This window comes from Brevundimonas sp. (assembly GCF_050729455.1).
In the GTDB taxonomy this organism is placed as follows: domain Bacteria; phylum Pseudomonadota; class Alphaproteobacteria; order Caulobacterales; family Caulobacteraceae; genus Brevundimonas.
In genome coordinates this window covers 1-19,800 of sequence record NZ_JBOHLI010000058.1, presented here as the reverse complement: position 1 = coordinate 19,800, position 19,800 = coordinate 1, and the positions used below count along the sequence as shown (strand labels likewise).

The 19,800-nt window shown below is 67.5% G+C and carries 26 protein-coding genes; 14 read left to right on the top strand and 12 right to left on the bottom strand.

Annotated elements, in window-relative coordinates; all coding sequences use genetic code 11:
- From ACREEF_RS13415 to alr, 5 genes are all read left to right on the top strand, one after another.
- Positions 1-466 (top strand): DOPA 4,5-dioxygenase family protein (locus ACREEF_RS13415; RefSeq protein ID WP_431566074.1); only part of this gene is annotated, 466 nt, incomplete at its 5' end.
- Between the two features lie 71 nt (positions 467-537).
- A complete protein-coding gene (locus tag ACREEF_RS13410) occupies positions 538-903 on the top strand; it encodes a hypothetical protein (RefSeq protein ID WP_431566073.1) in 366 nt (121 codons plus the stop codon).
- A gap of 48 nt (positions 904-951) precedes the next feature.
- Positions 952-1,335, top strand: a complete 384-nt coding sequence (locus ACREEF_RS13405; RefSeq protein ID WP_431566072.1) for a hypothetical protein — start codon at positions 952-954, stop codon at positions 1,333-1,335.
- A 124-nt stretch (positions 1,336-1,459) separates the two neighbouring features.
- On the top strand, positions 1,460-2,956 hold the full coding sequence (locus ACREEF_RS13400) for a replicative DNA helicase (RefSeq protein ID WP_431566075.1): 1,497 nt from the start codon (positions 1,460-1,462) through the stop codon (positions 2,954-2,956).
- A 48-nt stretch (positions 2,957-3,004) separates the two neighbouring features.
- Positions 3,005-4,042, top strand: coding sequence for an alanine racemase (gene alr, locus ACREEF_RS13395; protein ID WP_431566071.1), 1,038 nt, complete (start codon positions 3,005-3,007; stop codon positions 4,040-4,042).
- Positions 4,043-4,046: 4 nt separating this feature from the next.
- Here the strand turns inward: alr and ACREEF_RS13390 are convergent, their stop codons facing one another.
- Positions 4,047-4,688 (bottom strand): Yip1 family protein, encoded by a 642-nt coding sequence (locus tag ACREEF_RS13390; protein ID WP_431566070.1) that lies wholly within the window; start codon positions 4,686-4,688, stop codon positions 4,047-4,049.
- A gap of 160 nt (positions 4,689-4,848) precedes the next feature.
- On the opposite strand from ACREEF_RS13390, the gene radA reads away from it, so the two are divergent.
- The 5 genes from radA to ACREEF_RS13365 all read left to right on the top strand — a co-directional run bounded on the left by radA (position 4,849) and on the right by ACREEF_RS13365 (position 9,541).
- Positions 4,849-6,222: a DNA repair protein RadA gene (gene radA / locus ACREEF_RS13385; protein WP_431566069.1), complete on the top strand. Its 1,374-nt coding sequence runs from the start codon at positions 4,849-4,851 to the stop codon at positions 6,220-6,222.
- A 45-nt stretch (positions 6,223-6,267) separates the two neighbouring features.
- Positions 6,268-6,804 (top strand): CvpA family protein, encoded by a 537-nt coding sequence (locus ACREEF_RS13380; protein ID WP_431566068.1) that lies wholly within the window; start codon positions 6,268-6,270, stop codon positions 6,802-6,804.
- Between the two features lie 82 nt (positions 6,805-6,886).
- Positions 6,887-8,392, top strand: a complete 1,506-nt coding sequence (purF, locus tag ACREEF_RS13375) for an amidophosphoribosyltransferase (RefSeq protein WP_431566067.1) — start codon at positions 6,887-6,889, stop codon at positions 8,390-8,392.
- Between the two features lie 6 nt (positions 8,393-8,398).
- Positions 8,399-8,740 carry a VOC family protein gene (locus ACREEF_RS13370; protein WP_431566066.1) on the top strand — a complete coding sequence of 114 codons (342 nt, stop codon included), beginning with the start codon at positions 8,399-8,401 and terminating at the stop codon, positions 8,738-8,740.
- Positions 8,741-8,791: 51 nt separating this feature from the next.
- A complete protein-coding gene (locus ACREEF_RS13365; RefSeq protein ID WP_431566065.1) occupies positions 8,792-9,541 on the top strand; it encodes an SDR family NAD(P)-dependent oxidoreductase in 750 nt (249 codons plus the stop codon).
- Between the two features lie 13 nt (positions 9,542-9,554).
- Here the strand turns inward: ACREEF_RS13365 and ACREEF_RS13360 are convergent, their stop codons facing one another.
- From ACREEF_RS13360 to ACREEF_RS13315, 10 genes are all read right to left on the bottom strand, one after another.
- On the bottom strand, positions 9,555-9,905 hold the full coding sequence (locus ACREEF_RS13360; RefSeq protein ID WP_431566064.1) for a hypothetical protein: 351 nt from the start codon (positions 9,903-9,905) through the stop codon (positions 9,555-9,557).
- Positions 9,906-10,002: 97 nt separating this feature from the next.
- Positions 10,003-10,305 (bottom strand): cupredoxin domain-containing protein, encoded by a 303-nt coding sequence (locus ACREEF_RS13355; RefSeq protein ID WP_431566063.1) that lies wholly within the window; start codon positions 10,303-10,305, stop codon positions 10,003-10,005.
- Between the two features lie 37 nt (positions 10,306-10,342).
- On the bottom strand, positions 10,343-10,864 hold the full coding sequence (locus ACREEF_RS13350; RefSeq protein WP_431566062.1) for a DUF4142 domain-containing protein: 522 nt from the start codon (positions 10,862-10,864) through the stop codon (positions 10,343-10,345).
- Between the two features lie 39 nt (positions 10,865-10,903).
- Entirely contained in the window at positions 10,904-11,227 is a 324-nt protein-coding gene (locus ACREEF_RS13345) for a sigma factor (RefSeq protein ID WP_431566061.1), read from the bottom strand.
- Positions 11,228-11,350: 123 nt separating this feature from the next.
- Positions 11,351-12,976: a ribosome biogenesis GTPase Der gene (gene der / locus ACREEF_RS13340; protein WP_431566060.1), complete on the bottom strand. Its 1,626-nt coding sequence runs from the start codon at positions 12,974-12,976 to the stop codon at positions 11,351-11,353.
- Between the two features lie 32 nt (positions 12,977-13,008).
- The gene (locus tag ACREEF_RS13335) at positions 13,009-14,430 is read right to left on the bottom strand and encodes a PQQ-binding-like beta-propeller repeat protein (protein WP_431566059.1); all 1,422 of its coding nucleotides are present in this window, start codon (positions 14,428-14,430) and stop codon (positions 13,009-13,011) included.
- A 23-nt stretch (positions 14,431-14,453) separates the two neighbouring features.
- Complete coding sequence (locus ACREEF_RS13330) at positions 14,454-15,233, bottom strand: tetratricopeptide repeat protein (protein WP_431566058.1); 780 nt, start codon at positions 15,231-15,233, stop codon at positions 14,454-14,456.
- A 145-nt stretch (positions 15,234-15,378) separates the two neighbouring features.
- Positions 15,379-15,804, bottom strand: a complete 426-nt coding sequence (locus ACREEF_RS13325; protein ID WP_431566057.1) for a hypothetical protein — start codon at positions 15,802-15,804, stop codon at positions 15,379-15,381.
- Positions 15,794-16,351 (bottom strand): RNA polymerase sigma factor, encoded by a 558-nt coding sequence (locus tag ACREEF_RS13320; RefSeq protein WP_431566056.1) that lies wholly within the window; start codon positions 16,349-16,351, stop codon positions 15,794-15,796. Before ACREEF_RS13320 ends, ACREEF_RS13325 begins: the two co-directional genes overlap by 11 nt.
- Before the next feature lie 25 nt (positions 16,352-16,376).
- The gene (locus ACREEF_RS13315) at positions 16,377-16,754 is read right to left on the bottom strand and encodes a DUF6249 domain-containing protein (protein WP_431566055.1); all 378 of its coding nucleotides are present in this window, start codon (positions 16,752-16,754) and stop codon (positions 16,377-16,379) included.
- 249 nt (positions 16,755-17,003) lie between these two features.
- Between ACREEF_RS13315 and ACREEF_RS13310 the strand changes: the two genes are divergently transcribed.
- The 3 genes from ACREEF_RS13310 to ACREEF_RS13300 all read left to right on the top strand — a co-directional run bounded on the left by ACREEF_RS13310 (position 17,004) and on the right by ACREEF_RS13300 (position 18,162).
- Complete coding sequence (locus ACREEF_RS13310; RefSeq protein WP_431566054.1) at positions 17,004-17,306, top strand: UrcA family protein; 303 nt, start codon at positions 17,004-17,006, stop codon at positions 17,304-17,306.
- 111 nt (positions 17,307-17,417) lie between these two features.
- Entirely contained in the window at positions 17,418-17,912 is a 495-nt protein-coding gene (locus tag ACREEF_RS13305; RefSeq protein ID WP_431566053.1) for a hypothetical protein, read from the top strand.
- A gap of 10 nt (positions 17,913-17,922) precedes the next feature.
- Positions 17,923-18,162, top strand: a complete 240-nt coding sequence (locus ACREEF_RS13300; protein ID WP_431566052.1) for a DUF2188 domain-containing protein — start codon at positions 17,923-17,925, stop codon at positions 18,160-18,162.
- Here ACREEF_RS13300 and ACREEF_RS13295 read toward each other — a convergent pair.
- Entirely contained in the window at positions 18,159-18,512 is a 354-nt protein-coding gene (locus ACREEF_RS13295; protein ID WP_431566051.1) for an ArsC family reductase, read from the bottom strand. The two genes, ACREEF_RS13300 and ACREEF_RS13295, sit on opposite strands and share 4 nt — an antisense overlap.
- A 542-nt stretch (positions 18,513-19,054) precedes the next feature.
- Between ACREEF_RS13295 and ACREEF_RS13290 the strand changes: the two genes are divergently transcribed.
- The gene (locus ACREEF_RS13290; protein ID WP_431566050.1) at positions 19,055-19,702 is read left to right on the top strand and encodes a glutathione S-transferase family protein; all 648 of its coding nucleotides are present in this window, start codon (positions 19,055-19,057) and stop codon (positions 19,700-19,702) included.
- The last annotated feature ends 98 nt before the right edge of the window (positions 19,703-19,800 follow it).

Sequence of the window (19,800 nt, the reverse complement as noted above, 5' to 3'; positions counted from 1 at the left end):
CCCCAAGGGTCCGCCCGAGCCGCTGCCGCGCGGCGTCGACCTGCCGACCGCGCCGCGCCCCTACACCGAGATCAGCAGCTATCACGCCCATATCTATTTCAACGAGGACACGGCCTATCGCGCGGCCCAACTGCGCGACTGGGTCGTCCACCGTTTCAAGGTCGAGCTGGGCGAATGGAACGAGGGGCCGCGCGGTCCGCACACCACGCCCTCCTTCTATTTCGGCTTCGCCAAGGAGCAGGTTCCGACGGTCATTCCCTGGCTGATGCTCAACCATCTGGGGCTGAAGATCCTGATCCACCCCAACACCGATGATCCCTATGCCGACCACCTGATCAACGCCCTGTGGATTGGCGAGACCCAGCCGGTGAACGCCTTCCGCATGGCGCGCTCGGCCAAGGCGGCGGGCGGGGACATTGAGCGGATCCATCCCAACACCCTGCCGACGCTGCCGCTGGAGACCTGACTGCGTTCGACGGCCATTGTTCCGCCACAGGCATCGAGGCAAGCTGGGCCATTCCAACCGGAGGGGTCCGCATGAAGAAGGCCACGCTCATCCTCGCCGTCGCCGTCAGCCTGTGGGCGAGCGGCGCCAGCGCCATGACGGTTCAGGAGTTCCTGACCTCGGCCAACCGCATCCCGCGCAATCCGACGGCCCTGCTGCGGTCGGACACGCGGCGCCTGATGAACGAGGTCAAGGACGCCTTCACCGCTGTTCGCGGCGAACAGGAGGCCGCCCGGACGGCCGGTCGTCGTCCCGCCACCTGCATGCCCGAAAAGGTCAGCCTGTCCGCCGACGCCCTTCTGGCCCGCTTCAACGCCATCCCGGCGGCCCGCCGCAACATCAGCGTGACCCAGGCCGTGCGGGAGTGGATGGCGGCGGAGCATCCCTGCCCGGTTTGATCCGGCAGCCTCGCTTGCCCGGCGGTCATCGCTCCCCATCTACCGCCGATGCCGTTGCGCGCGCTCCTTCTGGCGGTCGCCCTATGGCTGGCCGCGCCATCGTCATCGCCCGTCCTGGCCTCGGCCATGACGGTGCAGCAGTTCATGACCATCGCCGACCGCATCCCGCGTAATCCCACGGCCGTCCTTCGCTCTGACACCCGCCGACTGATCGACGAGGTCAAACAGGCGGTGCTGACGGTCAAGACCGAACAGGCCTCGGCCGTTCTGGCCGGTCGCCGGCCCGCCACCTGCATTCCGCCGTCGGGGACGGGGATCACGGCCCAGTCTCTGCTGGCGCGCTTCAGCAGCCTGTCCGGCGCGCGCCGGAGTGACAGCGTCACTCAGGCGGTTCGCGACTGGATGGCCGAACGCTATCCTTGCGCGCCCTGAGACCCGCCACCTCCCGCTGATCCGACAGAGGTTTTCGGGACCGTCCACAGACGCCGTCGGCTGTCCACGACCAAGGCGGCGCCCGCATCTGACGCAGACCACGCTTAAGGCTATGCGTGATCCCATGAACGCCTTCGCCCCCATGCCCTACGGAAACGATCAGGTCTCCGTCTCGTCCATGCCCCACAACCTGGAGGCGGAGCAGGCGCTGCTGGGCTCGCTGATGTTCGACAACGCCGTGTTCGAGCGGCTGAGCGACCGCCTGCGCGGCTCGCACATGTACGAACCCTTCCATCAGCGCCTGTTCGACGCGATCGAGGACCACATCCGCCAGGGCCTGCTGGCCGAGCCGACCATCCTGATGGAACGCTTCAAGCAGGACCCGGCGTTTCATGAGTTCGGCGGCCTACGCTACCTGGCCGATCTGGTGGACCGCGCCCCCCCGGCCGCCAACGCCCCCGACTATGCGCGCGTCATCTATGACCTGGCCCTGCGCCGCGACCTGATCCGCATCGGCGGCGAGATGATCAAGGAGGCGCCCAACCCGGACACGCCCGCCGACGAACAGATCGAACAGGCCGAACAGACCCTCTATTCGCTGGCCGAGACGGGCAAGCCCTCGTCGGGCTTCGTCAGCTTCTCCACCGCCCTGGCCGGGGCCGTCGAAATGGCGGGCGAGGCCTATCAGCGCGAGGGCAAGCTGGCGGGTCTGGCCACCGGCCTGAACGATCTGGACCGCAAGCTGGGCGGCCTGCACCCCTCCGACCTTCTGATCCTCGCGGGTCGTCCGTCGATGGGCAAGACGGCGCTCGCCACCAACATGGCCTTCAACGTGGCCCGCGCCTATCAGTGGGAGCCGACGCCGGAGGGCCGCAAGACGGTCAACGGCGGCGTCGTCGCCTTCTACTCGCTGGAAATGAGCGCCGAGCAGCTGGCCATGCGTATTCTGGCCGACGCCTCGGGCGTGTCGTCGGACAAGCTGCGCAAGGGCGAGATCGACGCTTCCGACTTCGGTAAGCTGCGCGACGCGGCGGTCGAGATCGGCGAGAGCCCCCTTTATATCGACGCCACCGGCGGCATCTCCATCTCCAAGCTGGCGGCGCGCGCGCGACGCCTGAAGCGGATGGAGCACGGGCTGGACCTGATCATCGTCGACTACCTGCAGCTGGTGACGACGGGTGAAGGCGGCGGCCAGAAGAACCGGGTGCAGGAAGTGTCCGAGATCACCGGCGGCCTGAAGGCCCTGGCCAAGGAACTGGGCGTGCCGATCATCGCCCTTTCGCAGCTGTCGCGTCAGGTCGAACAGCGCGAAGACAAGCGACCGCAACTGTCCGACCTGCGTGAATCCGGCTCGATCGAGCAGGACGCCGACTGCGTCATGTTCGTCTATCGTGAAAGCTACTACCTGGGCCGGGCCGAGCCGCGCGAAGGCTCCGAAGAACACCTGCAATGGCAGCAGGACATGGACCGCCTGCAGGGCCAGGCCGAAGTCGTCATCGGCAAGCAGCGCCACGGCCCCATCGGCATCGTCAAGCTGGCCTTCGACGCGGACACCGTCCGCTTCGGCAACCTGGCCTACGACGACCGCTATGGCAGCGCCTATGCGGACATTCCCGAATAGGGCCTCAAATCCGGTGGCGCCGCACGAAACTTGCGGCATAAGGGGCTCATGTCCCTCCCCGCCTCCCTCACCGTCGATCTCAGCGCCCTGGCGCGCAATTTCCACACCTTGCAGGGCCTGATCGGCGTGCCGGTCAATCCGGTCGTCAAGGCCGACGGCTACGGCCTGGGCGCTAGCGCGGTCGCCAAACGGCTGATGGCCGAAGGGGCGCGGACCTTCTTCGTGGCGCGGGCGGCCGAGGGCGTGCTCTTGCGCGAAGCTATCGGCGCTGAACCCGTCATCTATGTGCTGGACGGCTGTCACGGTCAGTCGGCGGCCATGATCAAGGCGGCCAACCTGCGCCCCGTGCTGAACCAGCCCGGCCAGATCGAGGCCTGGGCGGCGGCGGGCGGCGGCGCCTGCGGTCTGCAACTGGACACCGGCATGAACCGGCTGGGCTTCCGCGTCGAGGACGCGCCCGAGCCGTTCGCGGGGCTGGAGCTGGTCATCACCCACCTGGCCTGCGCCGATGAACCGGCCCATCCGCTGAACCGGGTCCAGCGCGACGCCTATGCGGCGGCGGTGACACGCTATCCGGGGGTGACGCGATCCTTCGCCAACTCGGGCGGCTGCTTCCTGGGACCGGACTTCGCCTTCGACGTGGCGCGTCCCGGCATCTGCCTGTTCGGCGGCGGACCGGAAGGCAAGCCCGACAGCCGCATCGCCCCGGTGGCCACCCTGAACGCCCAGATCATGCAGGTGCGCGACGTGCCGGCAGGCGAGACGGTCGGCTACTCGCAGGGCTATCGCGCCGAGGCGCCGATCCGGGTTGCGACCTGCGGAACCGGCTACGCCGACGGGGTGATGCGCGCCAACAGCCCGCGCGGTCAGGTCTGGGTCGCGGGGACCTTGCGCCCCATCATCGGCCGGGTGTCGATGGACGTGCTGGCGGTGGACGTCACCGGCCTGGACGTGGCGGCCGGCGACACGGTCGAGATCTTCGGCGCCAATCGTCTGGTGGACGATGCGGCGACGGCGGCGGGAACCATCAGCTACGAGATGCTGACCTCGATCACGCCGCGCGTGCCGCGCCTCTACGTCGGCTGAGGGGTCAGCTCAGGGCCATCGCGCCCAGGCCGATCGTGCCCACCACGAAGCTGGCGACCACGGCGGCGGCGATGGCGCTGACCACCATCCACAGCACGATGGCCGAGATGACGACGACGGCGGTGTAGGCCAGGGCCTTGTCCTGCGGCGCCTTCATCACCGTCGGCAGACCGAGATACAGCAGGTAGAAGCCGTAGAGGCCCAGCAGGCCGCCCAGCCAGGCCAGCGCCGGGAACAGGTTGAAGATCGAGGCCGTCCACGCCGCCGTCATCGAATAGACGGCGACCTTCATCGCCTGCACCTTGTCCTTGGTCCCGTTGAAGGTCGGCGCCAGGGCGTCGATGATCAGGCCCAGGACGAAGACCGACAGCAGCGACAGGCTCCAGGTGACGATGGCGCCCATCAAGCCGCCCATCATGGGGGTGCGCATCACCGAACCGAAGATGTGGATCGGGAACAACTGCCCGCCGATCAGGCTGGCCACCGGGCCGATAGCGGCCAGTATCATGGCGTAGCGAGCGAACAGGCTGCGCGGCGTAGCGTACTCGGCCTCGATGACCGGCCATTCCAGCTTGGGCCGCATCAGGATGTTCTGCACGCGAGCGACGAGGCCCGGATCGATGGCGGGCGGGTTCGGAGCGGTCATGAGGCCTCGGCGGGGGTTGAGTCGTAACGACGCTTTAGCTTGGCAGGATGACGGGCATATGCGGCCCAATGCAACCCAGGCGCGCCGCCTTACGTCAGTAGCGGACGCACCCGAACGCATCGCCCCTCGCCCGCGCCGCGATTCCTGCTAGGTCAGGAGCATGGCGCGCGACACCCTTCTCTATGTCTGTCAGTCCTGCGGGGCGGTTCACTCCAAGTGGTCGGGGCAATGCTCCGGCTGCGGGGAATGGAACAGCCTGGCCGAGGAGTCCAAGTCGGCCCCGCCCGGCGCGATGAAGCCCGCCTCCACGGCGCGCGGACGCGGCCTGCAGTTCGAGACCCTGCAATCCGACACGCCCGAACCGCCGCGCATCGTCACCGGCGTGACCGAGTTCGACCGCGTCTGCGGCGGCGGCGTGGTGCCCAGCTCGGCTATCCTGCTGGGCGGCGACCCCGGCGTCGGCAAGTCCACCCTGCTGCTGGAGGTCACGGCCAAGGCGGCCCGCAACGGCGCCCGCGTGGCCTATATCTCGGGCGAAGAGGCCATCGAGCAGATTCGCGCCCGCGCCAAGCGCATGGGGGTGGCCGACGCCGCCGTATCCCTCGCCTCGGCCACGGCGCTGCGCGAAATCCTGACGACGCTGAAGCGCGACAAGTTCGACATCGTCATCATCGACTCCATCCAGACCCTGTGGTCCGACGCCCACGAGGCCGGGCCCGGCTCCGTCACCCAGGTCCGCGCCTGCGCCGCCGAACTGGTGCGGCTAGCCAAGGACGGCGGCCCGGCCATCGTCCTGGTCGGCCATGTCACCAAGGACGGTCAGATCGCCGGACCGCGCGTGGTCGAGCACATGGTCGATGCCGTCCTCAGCTTCGAGGGCGAGCGCGGCTATCCCTTCCGCATCCTGCGTGCGGGCAAGAACCGCTTCGGCGCCACCGACGAGATCGGCGTCTTCGAGATGAGCGACGTCGGCCTGCGCGAAGTCACCAATCCGTCGGCGTTGTTTTTAGGCGAAGGTAAGGACCGCGCGCCGGGCGCCGCCGTCTTCGCCGGCATCGAAGGCAGCCGCCCGGTTCTGGTGGAAATACAGGCGCTTGTGGCCCCGTCCGCATACGGCACGCCAAGACGAGCGGTCGTAGGCTGGGACAATGGGCGCCTGGCCATGCTGCTGGCCGTGCTGGAGGCGCGGTGCGGCCTCGGCTTCAGGGACAAGGACGTCTATCTGAACGTGGCCGGGGGCCTGAGGATCAATGAACCCGCCGCCGACCTGGCCGCCGCCGCCGCCCTGATCTCCTCGGCGCTGGACATGCCCCTGCCGCAGGGCTGCGTCGTCTTCGGCGAGATCGGCCTGTCGGGCGAGGTCCGCGCCGTCAATCGCGCCGAAGCGCGGTTGCGAGAGGCGAAGAAGCTCGGCTTCGACCGCGCCCTCGCCCCGTCCCAGGCCAAGGACAAGGTCAAGAAGGGCGACGTCGCCGTCACTGCCGCCGGACTGCTGACCGAGGTGGTCGAGCGAATCTCCCAAAATCGGTATTGAACCGCTATTGAGACGGCGTCTTCTCCTCCAGCGATTGCAGCGCGCGTGACCGGCTACGACGTCTTCGTCATCCTTGTGCTTCTGGCCTCATGCGCCGCCGGCTGGTTCCGGGGCGGCGTGCGCGAACTGACGGCCTTCCTCAGCTTCTTCCTGGCCGGGCTGCTGGCCCTGATCACCCTGCCGTGGACGGCGCCGTTCGGGCGGTCGCTGGTCGATCCCGACTGGGCCGGGTCGGTGCTGGCCGTGGGGCTGACGTTTCTGGTTCTCTATTTCGGCCTGCGCCTGCTCGGCGCGGCCATTTCCAAGGGCGCGCGCGGCCACGCCCTGGGCGCCCTTGATCAGGTCTTCGGTCTGGCCTTGGGCGCCGTGCGCGCCCTGGCTCTGGTCGGGGCGGTGCACCTGACCATCATGGGCGTCATGACCGACGATCCCCCGCGCTGGCTGACCAAGGCCGCCCTGGCCCCGGTCAGCGTCCGGGCCGCCCACGTCATACAGATCGTCCTGCCGACGCTTGGAAAGGGCGCTGACGCCCTGACCCCGGTGGTCGGTTCTTCCGTTCGCGAAGGGTTTTCCGATCAATGAGCCTTGCCCTCGACGCAATGGCGGACTACGTGCGCGGCGCCACCGCCTGAGTTACCCTGTTCCCGGTCATCGGAGCCTGACGATGCGCCACCATATCGCCGATCCCATCGTTCACCGCGAACACTGGCGCGAGCCGGAGGATGACCAGCTCCGCCTGGAGTGCGGCGTCTGCGGCGTCTGGGGCGCGCCCGAGAACGAGGCGTCCTCTATCGTCGCTCTCGGTCTGCACGCCCTGCAGCATCGCGGCCAGGAAGCTTGCGGCATCGCCAGCGTCCACGACGAGCGCTTCTATACCGAGCGCCACATGGGCCTGGTGGGCGAGGCCTTCGGCAACGCCGAGCTGACCACCCGCCTGCCCGGCGCCGCCGCGGTCGGCCACACCCGCTATTCCACCGCCGGCGGCAGCTTCCTGCGCAACATCCAGCCGATGTTCGCCGATCTGGACCAGGGCGGCATCGCCATCGCCCACAACGGCAACCTGACGAATTTCAAATACCTGCACACGCAACTTGTCTCGGAAGGCGCGATCTTCCAGTCCACGTCGGACTCCGAGGCCATCCTTCACCTGATCGCCCGCAGCCGTAAGGCCAAGATCGTCGAGCGCTTCATCGACGCCCTGGGCCGGATCGAGGGCGGCTACGCCCTGGTGGCCCAGACCCGCTACAAGATGATCGGCGCCCGCGACCCGCTGGGCATCCGCCCCCTGGTGCTGGGCAAGGTCGGCGAAGCCTGGGTGCTGGCGTCCGAGACCTGCGCCCTGGACACCATCGGCGCCACCTTCATCCGCGACGTCGAACATGGCGAAGTCGTCGTCATCGACGAAGACGGCCTGACCTCGATCAAGCCCTTCCCGGCCCGCGCCGCCCGCCCCTGCCTGTTCGAGTATGTCTATTTCGCCCGCCCCGACAGCGTCGTGAACGGCCGCTCGGTCTATAACGTCCGCAAGGAAATGGGCCGTCGTCTGGCGCGCGAGTTCCAGGTCGAGGCCGACGTGGTCGTGCCGGTGCCGGACTCGGGCGTGCCCGCAGCCCTGGGCTATGCTCAGGAAAGCGGCATCCCCTACGAAGTGGGCATCATCCGCAGCCACTATCTGGGCCGCACCTTCATCCAGCCCAGCCAGGGCGCCCGTCAGAAGGGCGTGCGCATGAAGCACAGCCCCAACCGCGCCGCTCTGGAAGGCAAGCGCGTCGTCCTGATCGACGATTCGATCGTGCGCGGCACCACCTCGCTGAAGCTGGTCCGCGCCGTCCGCGCGGCAGGCGCCAAGGAGGTTCACCTGCGCTCGGCCAGCCCGCAGATCCTCTTCCCCGACTTCTACGGCATCGATATGCCCGAGCGGACGCAGCTGATGGCCGCCACCCACACGATGGACGAGATGCGCGCCATCCTGGAGGTCGACTCCCTGGGCTTCCTGTCCATCGACGGCCTCTATGACGCCATGGGCGCCGGGCCGCGCGATCCGGCCCAGCCGCAGTTCACGGACCACTACTTCACCGGCGACTATCCGACCCGGCTTCTGGACCGCGAAATCGCCGAGGGCGGCCGCGACGCGAAGGGCGGGCAACTTTCCCTGCTGGTGACCGCTTAAGGCGGTATGATCCAGCTCGGTTACTTCACGATCGACACCCCTGACGTCGAAAAGGCCCGCGCCTTCTATGCGGGCCTGTTCGGCTGGACCTTCGACGAAGCAGCCTCGCACCCGACCTACGCCCATGTGAACGGCTCCGATCCGGCGTTCGGCATCACCAAGGGCGAGCACAGGGCGTTTCCGCACCTCTATTTCCGCGTGGACGACATTCACACGGCCTGCGCCCGCGTCTGCGAACTGGGCGGACACGCCGCCGTGCCGGCGGAAAGCCCGTCGGGCCTGTCCGCCGTCGTCGCCGACGATCAGGGCGTCAGCTTCAGCCTGTGGCAGCCCGCGCCGGGCTATTGAACCGCGGCTGAAGCCTTTCGCTAGGAGCCTCGGCGCGCTATCAGCGGCCCCATGTCCGAACACGCCTCCCTTCCCCTCGCCAACCGCATCGCCCTGGTCGTCGGCGCCTCGCGCGGCATCGGCTATGAGACCGCCCTGGCCCTGGCCAAGGCCGGCGCCCACGTCGTGGCGACCGCCCGCACCCAGGGCGGTCTGGAAGAGTTGGACGACGCCATCTTCGCCGCCACCGGCCAGCACGCCACCCTGGTCCCCTTCGACCTGGTCGATGGCGGCGCCATCGACCGCCTGGGCGGCGCCCTGTTCGAGCGTTTCGGCAAGCTGGACATCTGGGTCCAGGCCGCCGCGACCATGGGCCCGTCGGGCCTGACGCCGGTCGCCCACGCCGAGCCGCGCGAATTCGCCAAGATCGAGAAGATCAACTTCACCGGCGTCTATCGCCTGATCCGCTCGCTGGAGCCGCTGCTGCGCGCCTCCGACGCCGGACGCGCCATCTATCTGACCTCGAGCGTCGCGACTAATCCCCGCGCCTTCTGGGGCATGTATGCCGCGACCAAGGCCGGGGCCGAGAACCTGGTCAAATGCTGGGCCGACGAGGTCGAGAGCACCCCGATCCGCGTCGCCGTCGTCGATCCGAGCCGGATGCGCACCCAGCTGCGCGCCCAGGCCTTCCCTGGCGAAGACCCGCAGACCCTGACGCACCCGTCCGAAATCGGCCCCCTGATGGTCGAACTGGCCCGCCCCGACCTCACCCCGCCCCTGACCGTCAGCTTCAAGGACTGGAAACAGGGTCGCTCGGCCTAAGCCCCGGTCCAGATCACCCCGCGATCAGGCCATCCGGCCCCGCCTTCCGTCGTTCGCACGCAGCATAACGAGTGGCTCCCTCGACATAGGCGTTCAGGTCCGTGGTGTAGGTGTTGAGCCCAGCGACGTAGCTTTCGAAGGCCCTGCCGTAAGAGTCGATCTGAGCGTTGTAGGCGTTGATTACGGACACCTTGCAGTTATGTCGGCTACGAGCCTCATCCACGCAAGGCGGCGGAGTCGGGCGAGACGGCTTGACCGGCCGGATCACGGGCGGCGGCGTCGGAACAGCGCAATCTGCAGGCGGCGGCGCATCCGTAGCCGCCTGAACAAAAGCGGCCAGAAACACTGCAATAATCATCGTCAAAGCCCCCTCGAAGGAGGGTTAGCTATCAACGTTCGATATGAGCCGTCAAGCGACGGCTCGCTTCAATGACACAAGCCCCACACGGACACTTTGGCTCCTAGGGCGCAACCACGATCTGAGCCGTCATGGCCGTGTGGAAGCGGCAGATGTAGGGAAAAGTCCCGGCCGTCCGCATCACCGCCGTCCCGGTCGCGCCGGGCGGCAGGTCCACGTCGAAGGCGCGGTTGCTCGCCGTGGCCGAGTGCCGGAACAGGTCGCGATTGACCCAGGTCACGGTGTCGCCGACGCGCACGCCGGCAGGCGCCGGCCCGAACTTCATCTTGTCGACGACGATGGTGTGGGTCCGGGGCGACGCGACCGCCGGGAGCGCCGGCGCGACCGCCAGCGCTCCTGCCGCCATCAGGAGCCTTCGCCGGGAGAGGCGCTCCGATCTCGGATCAATGGAAGTCATGGGCCAGGTGCTCGGCGTGGGCCTGATGCTGCTGGAACAGCTCCAGCCCGGTCTGCAGCAGGGACTTCAGCTCGGCGTTGTCGGCCTCCGGGATCAGGGTCTTGCGCAGGGCTTCGTTGACGGTGCGGTGATAGACGACCTCGTTCTCCACATAGGCCTTGTCGAAGGCCGCACCCGACAGACCGGCGAGGCGCTGGCGCGTCGCCGCCGCCGCTTCGCTTAGCGAGGCGCTGGTCGGATTGGCTTCCGGCGTGACGTTCAGGCGTGTGACCAGGGCCAGGGCCTGTTCATTCACCGCCGCATGGTCGCGCTGCATGGTCTCGGCGAAGGCGCGCACTTGGGGATTGGTCGATTTCTCCAGCGCCTGTTTGGCCGCGTCGATGTCCAGTTGCCCGGCGGTATAGGCGATGTGCGCGATCTGAGGGTCGGTCGGTCCGGCGTTCTGGGCCAGGGCGGGGGCCAGAGGCGCGAACATCAGGACTCCGGCCAGCAGGAGGGCTTTCGACATGGGGTTTCTTCCTTTGCTGCGACGGCTTGACCGCCATCGTCACAGCATTGGACTTTCGGGCAGCGGGAAAGGTTCCCGACTACCCGGCCAGACGCCCTTCCCTACCCAATCTTTCCAGCACCGCCTCGGTGATGCGGGCGCACCGCGAAAGCCCCCCATGGCGGCGAAGGCGCGGGCATAGGCCTCTTGCAGCACGTCTTCCGCCTCGGCGTCGTCGCGGACCACGCCCCGGGCGATGCGGAACAGGCGCTGATTGCCCTGCTGCATGATGGCGCGAAAGGCCTCTCGGTCGCCGGCTTGGGCCAGACGCACCAGATCGGCCTGATCCAGCGCGGCGTAGTCGTTCGGTTTCCGCAGGCTCATGACGCGCTCCATCCGCAGGATTGGACGCACGATGGGGCCTCCAGGTTCCTGAAAAGCAAAAGGGCGAGCCGTCGTCGCCGACCACCCGCCCTTCAACCTGTTCTGGCTGCCTGTGTGGGCGGCCTACTTCTTTGGCGCGTGCTTCTGGCCGGTGCGGACCCGACCCGATCGCGAGACCTGGCGGGCGCCGCCGCGCGCGCCCTTCTGCACCGCGATGCTCTGGCCGGCCTTCTTGCTGGAGCTGGCCTTCAGACCGCCCAGGGCCTTCACCTTGGGCTTCACGCCCGACTTCTTCTGCTCCAGCGCCTTGCCGGGCAGGTTCGACAAGGCCTCGGCGGCCTTCTCGGCCTTCAGCACCTTGCGCGGCGCGGTCTTGGCCGTGCCCTTGTAGCGTTCGGGACCGGACTTGGCGCCGCCCTCGGCATAGGGGTTGGGCGCGCCGGACTTGACCGTCAGCCGGATCGGCGTGCCGGGCAGGTCGAAGCTCTCGCGCAGCGAGTTCACCAGATAGCGCTGGTAGTGCTCGGGCATGTCCGAGGCGCGGCTGGCCATCAGCACGAAGGTCGGCGGACGCGCCTTGGTCTGGGCCATGTATTTCGGCTTCACGCGCTTGCCGTTGACGGCGGGCGGCGGGTGCCTCTGGGTGGCCATGGCCAGCCAGGTGTTCAGGTCCTTGGTCTTGACCTTCACCGACCAGGTTTCATAGGCCTTGATGATGGCCGGCATCAGCCGATCCACGCCGCGACCATTGTGCGACGACAGGGCGACGAAGGGCGAACCCTTCAGCTGCGGCAGCTTGTTCTCGGCCAGCGACTTGAGCTCGGCCATCTTGGCCTGGGGCTCTTCTTCCAGGTCCCACTTGGACGCGACATAGACCAGGGCGCGGCCTTCGCGCTCGACCAGGTCGGCCAGCTGCAGGTCCTGGGTGTCGAAGGCGTCGTCCTTGTCCATCACCAGAACCACCACCTCGGCGAAGGTGATGGCGCGGATGGTGTCGGCGACCGACAGCTTCTCCAGCTTCTCCTGAACGCGGGCCTTGCGGCGCATCCCGGCGGTGTCGACGAAGCGGATCGCCCGGCCTTCGTACTCCCAGTCAACCGAGATCGAGTCGCGGGTGATGCCGGCCTCGGGCCCGGTCAGCAGACGGTCTTCGCCCAGCATCCGGTTGATCAGGGTCGACTTGCCCGCATTGGGGCGGCCGATGATGGCGATGCGGATCGGCTTGTCCGGCTCGTCGACCTCTTCGATGAAGATATCGGCGGAGGCCGCCAACAGGGCCTGATACAGGTCGGCCATGCCCTCGCCGTGCTCGGCCGAGATGGCGACCGGCTCGCCGAAGCCCAGCGCATGGGCCTCGCCGACGCCGCCGCCGCTCTCGCGACTTTCCGACTTGTTGGCCAGCAGGATGATCGGCTTGTGCACCTTGCGCAGTCGGTCGGCGAAGATGCGGTCCAGCGACGTCACGCCCTCGCGGGCATCCATCATGAACATGATCACTTCGGCGTCGTCGAGCGCGGCCTCGGTCTGCTCGCGCATCCGGGCTTCCAGGCTGTCGTCGGTAACGTCTTCGTAGCCGGCCGTGTCGATCAGCGTCAGATCCATGTCGCCGATATTACCGTCGGCATAGCGACGGTCACGGGTCACGCCCGGGCGATCATCGACAAGCGCCAAACGCTTGCCGACGAGTCGGTTGAACAGTGTCGACTTGCCCACGTTGGGCCGGCCGACGATGGCGACTTTTAGAGCCATGTCGGCTTTCTAACTCAAAATCAGGAAAAAGATCAGCGGATGCTGACCAGCTCGCCCTCGTCCGTCAGGACATAGAGGGCGCCGTTGTAGGCGGCGGGAGCGATATAGGCGGCCGAACCCAGCCGAACGCTGGACTGCTGGGCGCCGGTCTTCGGATCAAAGGCCACGGCCTCGCCGTCCGAATTGACCAGCACCAGGCGGTTCGAGGCCAGGATCGGACCCGACCAGGTCGGACGCACGGTGCGCTTGCCGAAGCCCAGGAAGCCGCCCTCGCTACGGACGCGGCCCTCGTTCAGGTCGCGGGTCCAATAAACCTGGCCGCTGTCGCGGTTGACCACGGTCAGCTCGCCCGACTTGGACACGACATAGACCACGTCGCCGACCGGCAGAGGCGCGTTGACGCCCGCGACCGGCAGCGACCACTTGGGCTGGCCCGAACGGATGTCCATGGACTGCAGGACGCCCGAATGGCTGATCGCATAGACAGAGCCGCGGCTGACGACGGGCCGTCCGGCGATGTCACGGATCTCTGACAGGGCGCTGGTGCGGCTGGTGCGCGACAGGACTTCCTGCCAGACGGGCTGGCCGTTCGAGGCGCGCAGCGCCACCAGTTCGCCCGAGGAGAAGGGCGCCAACACGGTGTCGCCGCTGACCGCCGGGCTGGAGGCGCGCATGATGCGAGCCGGCTCGGTGATGCCGCGATAGGACCAGTCCTGCTGGCCGGTGTTCACGTTGAAGGCGATCAGTTGGTTGTCGACGTCGATGACGAAGACGCGCTGGCCGGCCACCGTCGGCGCCCCGTGGATCGGCAGGTCGACGGTCGATTTCCACACCACGGCGCCCGTCGCGGCGTCCAGCGCCGTCATGGTGCGATAGCCCGAGGCGACGAAGACCTTGCCGCCGCCGACGGCCACGCCGCCGCCGAAACCGCCGCCGCCCGAACCGCCGCCGAAGCCGATGCCCAGGATGCGCGAACCCTTGTCGCGTTCATCGACCTTGACGTCGGCCTTCCACAGCACGGCGCCCGTGCCGGCGTCGACGGCGGTCACGCCGGCCTCGCCGTCCAGGACGAAGATCTTGCCGTCGTCAGCCACGACCGGGGCCATCACCTGGCGCGTGCGGCTGGAGCCGGCGCCGATGTCGCGCTTCCAGGCGACCGTGAATTCCGGCGCGGCGATGACGTGCTCGACCGCATTCTCGGCGTTGCCGCCGGGCTGGGTCCAGGCCGTCGCGGCCTGCGGACCCGGCAGGAAGAAGTCGCGCCCCGACAGGGCGGCCGAGGGCGCCAGCTGCTGTTCGAACTCCAGGATCGAGATGCGCTGACCTTCGGTGGCCTTGGCGACATCCTCCTTGGGCGCTCCCAGACCGAACGGCAGGACGTTGCGCACCGTGCCGCACGAAGCGACGGTCATGGCGAGGCCGCAGAGCAAGGCGACTTTCAGCGTACGATTCATGGATGGAGTCCTGAAAGCGTCGATTACGGGCGGGCGGCGGCGGGCGCCGCCTCTGCGGCGGGAGCCGGGGTAGCGGCCGGGGCAGCAGCCGAGGCCGGAGCGGCGACCGGAGCCGGCGTCGCGGCGGCGGCGCGCACGATCGCGGCCAGACCGGCGGCGGTGCCGGAATCGACGACCTGAACGCCGACCTGGGCGCGCTGGCGAATCGAGTCAGGCACGTCCTGGCCCAGTTGCAGCTGAACGAAGATCTGGCGCGCCTCGGCGGCCTTGCCGTGCTGCAGCAGGGCCATGGCCTGGGCTTCCTGGGCGAAGGCGTGCAGCGGGCGCTTGTCGGCGGCCAGCGGCTCCAGACGCTTCTGGATGTCGGCCAGCGGCGCCGTGTCCATGATCAGGAAGACGGCCTTGATGGCCGCAGCGTCGGCGATGATCGGATCGCCGCCGGCCTTGGCCGCGTCGTCGAACAGTTTGACCGCATCCTGGGTCTTGTTCGCGCTGACGGCGATTCCGGCCTGCTGCATCAGGGCCAGCGCCTTGTAGGCGCCGTTGCCCGACTTGGCGGCTTCGGCGAAGGCGGCGTCGGCGCCCGAAGGATTATTGGCCTGCAGCGCGGTCATGCCGCGGTCATAAGCGGCCGAGGCCTTGTCGGCCTGATTCGTCTGATAGCTCTGCCAGCCCCACCAGCCCAGGGCGGCGACCAGGGCGACGGCCAGCAGGCCCGCGCCGATCGGCAGCCAGGTGCGAGCCAGACGCTTGTATCGATCGGAGCGAAGCTCCTCCTCGACTTGTTCGAAGACATCAACCACGAAACGTCGCCCCAAAAACCGCTGCCAAGACTGGTCGCTAAACCGGCGCGACCCTAGAGGGTCGTCGTCGCGCCCGCAACGCAGGCGTTACGCCGCGACCGGCTTTTTCCAGCAGTAGGTCGCGACTTCGTCAGGAAAACGGCGGTCAGATTTCCTGGGACAGTTTCACGACCCCGGCCGCCAGCAAGGCGACCAACACTCCGGCGGTGGCCCAGAACAGCTGCATCCCCCCCATGGAGCTCATGTCCAGTCCCGCCAGCCCAACCCGGTCCAGCAGGGACTGCGCGGCCAGACCGGCGTCCACCCCGGCCATCGTCAGGCCCTGCGCCGCGGGCGGCGCGCCCGCCGACGCGGATACAGACGAAGAGGCGAAGTTGAAGTCGACGCTCAGGACCTCGCGCACGGCGATGACGCCGCCGACCAGACCGGCGACCGACAGGGCCGTCGTCCTGAAACGCGATGACTTGTTCAGTTTCGCCGCCACGTCGGCCTCGAACTGGGCCGAATCGGCAAAGTTCGGCGCCCGCGCGAACAGGCGTTCGATAGCTGGGTCGAACTCATCAACCGACATGGGATGCGCTCCCGTGAGCAACCGGTTCCGGCTGGAGCCGGGCCCGAAGTTTATCCAGACCACGCTTGACATGAGATTTCACCGTTCCAAGCGGCAAATTAATGGCGGCCGCGATTTCGGGATGGGACAGGCCCGCCCCGTGGCACAGGGAGACGCACAGGCGCTCCGGTTCGGTCAGCCCTTTCATCGCCTCGTCCAGATCCATGCGCCCGGCGCTGTCGACGTTGGGCGCGACCTCGTCGCTTTCGACTTCAGCCACATAGCGGGCGTCCTTCGAACGACGCTTCAGATACAGACGCGCTGCGATGCGCTTGATCCAGGCGCCGAACGTCCCCTCGCCCCGGAACTCGGCGCATTTCTCGAACGCCAGCAAAAAGGCGTCCTGGGCCACGTCGTCGGCTAGGGCGGGTTGCGCCCCCATCCGACGCAGCAGCCCGCGCACCGCCGGGCTGTGGCGGCGCACCAGCTCCCCGAACTCGCGACGCCCGCCCGCCGCCGACAGGGCGGCGAGCTCGACATCGTGCAGATCGCGTAAAGGCTTGGCCATGACGGTTTCCCCTCCCCGTCGCCCCTTAGCCCTTGTTCTTGTTGAAGATGCTCAGGATGATGAAGGCCAGACCGATCATGCCCGGGATCGCGGCGCTGCCGGCGATGGGATAGAAGGCGTCCATTTCGGCGAAGCTGACCATGTAGCCGAAGAGCGCAATGCCCAGGCTGACCGCCAGCAGGATGACGCCGACGCGCAGATCACGCGAAGCTGTCGCCGGCGGCTTGATGTTTTCCTTGCTCAGCGCGTCGACGACTTCCGGCGGCAGCGGCTGGCCCTTTTCGATGGCCGCGCGCAGGGTCGCCTGCATTTCCTTGCGCTCCTTGCTCTTGAGCCAGCTCGGCACGATCACGATCGCACCGATCATGATGAACAACACAATGGGAATAAATTCTTCGTGCATGGGTTTCGCCCCTTCTTGAACAGCTGAACCGAGCGTGACGCTGCGGCCTTCTGATCACAAGAGGCGATGATCGCGCCGAACGGATGCAGGTCGGCGCATGAACTCTTCGTAAGGCGCGCTTTCCCCATCTGACCGGGGTTTCAGCCCGATGGCATGACCGCGATTTAACAAGCCTCGCCGTAACAGCGCGCGATTGTCGCCGTCTTGTCTCTCCCGCCCGGCCTTGCCGGTTCCAAGGGAGACACCACCATGATCATCGCCAGCCTCGCTCTCGCCCTGTCGGCCGCTGCCACCGCGCCCGCGCCGGAGATGAGGGTTCAGATTTCCGATCTGGACTTCAGCCGCCCGGAGCAGGCCCGGACCTTCATCCGTCGCGCCGATGCGGCCGCCGACGCCTTCTGCGATCAACACCGCGCCCTGGTCACGCCGCCCAGCCTGCTCAATACGCGCGTGTGCGAGACGGAGATGCGCCGCTTCGCCATCAACCGCCTGGACCGCGAGCGCTGGACCGCCGCTCACCGCGCCGCCCTGGAGTTGCGCCGGGCGCGCTGACGTCACCACAGCGTGACTCGACAGCAGCCCCGGGTCGTTCAACGGTGGCGGCGCGGCGTTGTTCGCGTGTGCAGTGGCCTTGATCCTTCCTCCTGACCCTGAGGTGTCGCCATGCTGCCCCAACTCTCGGCGCTGGGCTGGTTTCATACGCTCGGCAGCCTGCCCGCCGTGCCCATCGGTCTGATCCTGCTGCTGATGCACGGGCGAATCGACCCCGCCACGCGGCTGGGCAAGGCCTATCTGGCCTTCATGTTCATCGGCGCGATCTCGGCGATCTTCGTCATCAAGACGCCGCCAGGCGCCGCCGTCGCGGCGCTCAGCCTGATCTCGCTGACGGTCGGCGCGACCGTGGGCTTCATCAAGCCCCTGGCCCGTTATCGCTGGTCGATCGAGACCATCGCGCTGAGCGTCTCCTATTTCACCCTGTTGCTGCCCAGCGTCACCGAGACCCTGACCCGGCTGCCGGCGGGCGATCCCGTCGCCTCGGGCGTCGAGGACCCGCTGGTGGTCGGCTTCCAGCTGACCCTGCTGGTCCTGCTGATCCTCGGGGTGACCCTGCAGCTTCTGTCCCGCCGTCGCCGTCTGTCGTCGGCGGCCCTCGCGTAAAGGAAACCGCGTGACTCGTATCGTTTACCGCATCGTCCCCCACGACGGCGGCTGGGCCTACAAGCTGGGCGACAGCTTTTCCGAGACCTTCGCCACCCACGCCGACGCCCGCGCCGCCGCCGTCGCCGTATCGCGCGAGCAACAGGTGCCAGACCGCACCTCGTGGATCGAGTTCGAGGACGCCTCGGGCCACTGGATCACCGAGCGCGCGGACGGCCACGACCGCCCGGAAACCGAGGTCGAGGACTAGGCGCCAAACGCCTCAGCGTAGCGCTCGGGCTTGAAGCCGACCAGCGTCCGCCCGTCGCCCAGGTCCAACACCGGCCGCTTGATCATCGACGGCTGGGCCAGCATCAGGGCGATGGCCTTGTCGGCGTTCAGGTCGGCCTTGTCCGCGTCCGACAGCTTGCGGAAGGTGGTCCCGGCGCGGTTCAGCACCGTCTCCCAGCCATGCTCGGCGATCCAGCGCTCCAGATCCGCCTTGTTCGCGCCCGCGACCTTGTAGTCGTGGAAGGCGTAATCCACGCCATTCTCATCCAGCCAGGCGCGCGCCTTCTTCATCGTGTCGCAGGCCTTGATGCCGTGCAGGGTGATAGTCATGGCGCGCTCCCTCGCTTTGCTGAGGGCCGCGATCTGGCATCGGGGGGCGGGCGGGTCAAATTTCGCTGCCTGGCTCGAAGGGAATATCCGCCTTGGACTCATTGCGGACATCGGAACCTGATGCGAGAGTCAGCATGATCAACTTGGCTTATGCGGAGCGGCAGAGGTGAGCGGGGTTTCTGGCGGCTGGCTGATTTGGATTTCAATAGCTAGCCTAGCTATGGCAGCTCTGTGTTTTCTGATTTCCTTAGCAACTCGCCGCTTCCTTTCTGGTGCGATTCTGGTTGTCGTTACGACATCCCTGACTTTGCTTCTATTTCTGGCAGGTCTGGCGTCTGGAATGGCACGGAGCGATTTCAGGCTAGAGTTTGCGCTCCCCTATGCTCTCCTAGCGTTGGTCATCGCGGGGGTATGGCTGCTGGGCATGAAAGCGCGGGCGTCTAATAGCTAAACCTCACTCGCCCAGCGAACAGTTGCTTCCCACCCTTAGCTGACGCCTAGAATGTCCGCAGACGGCCATCAACGTACTGAAGGAGGCGTCCATGAAGCTCTACGCCCACCCCTTCTCGTCCTACTGTCAGAAGGCGTTGATCGCGCTGTATGAGAACGACACGCCGTTCGAGTTTCGGCTGCTGGAGGGCGAGGCCGCCTTCGCCGAGTTGGCGGCGCTGTGGCCGGTGCGGAAGTTCCCGGTGCTGCAGGACGGCGACCGCACCATCGTCGAGGCGTCCACCATTATCGAGCATCTGGCCGTGCATCCTCCCGGCCCGGTGCGCCTGATCCCCGACGATCCCGCCGCCGCCGTCGAGGTGCGGATGATGGACCGGGTGTTCGACCACTATGTCTCGAGCCCGCAGCAGAAGCTGGTGGCCGACGCCCTGCGGCCCGAGGGCGACCGCGATCCCTATGGCGTGGCCGAGGCGAAACGGATGCTGGACACCGCCTACGCCTGGCTGGACGAACGGCTGGCGGGACGGGAATGGGCCACCGATCACGGCTTCAGCCTGGCCGACTGCGCCGCCGCGCCCGCGCTCTTCTACGCCGACTGGTCCCACCCCATCGACGAGCGGTTCGCGACGCTGAAGGCCTATCGCGCCCGGCTGCTGGCCCGGCCGTCGATGGCGCGGGCAGTGGATGAGGCCCGGCCCTATCGCGCCTATTTCCCGCTAGGCACGCCGAACCGCGACTAAACCCCGTCACCCTCGGGCTTGTCCCGAGGGCCCATCATTCCGCGCGCGCTCACGATGAAGCAAGCGCTCGATACCGCCATGACCCCTCGGGACAAGCC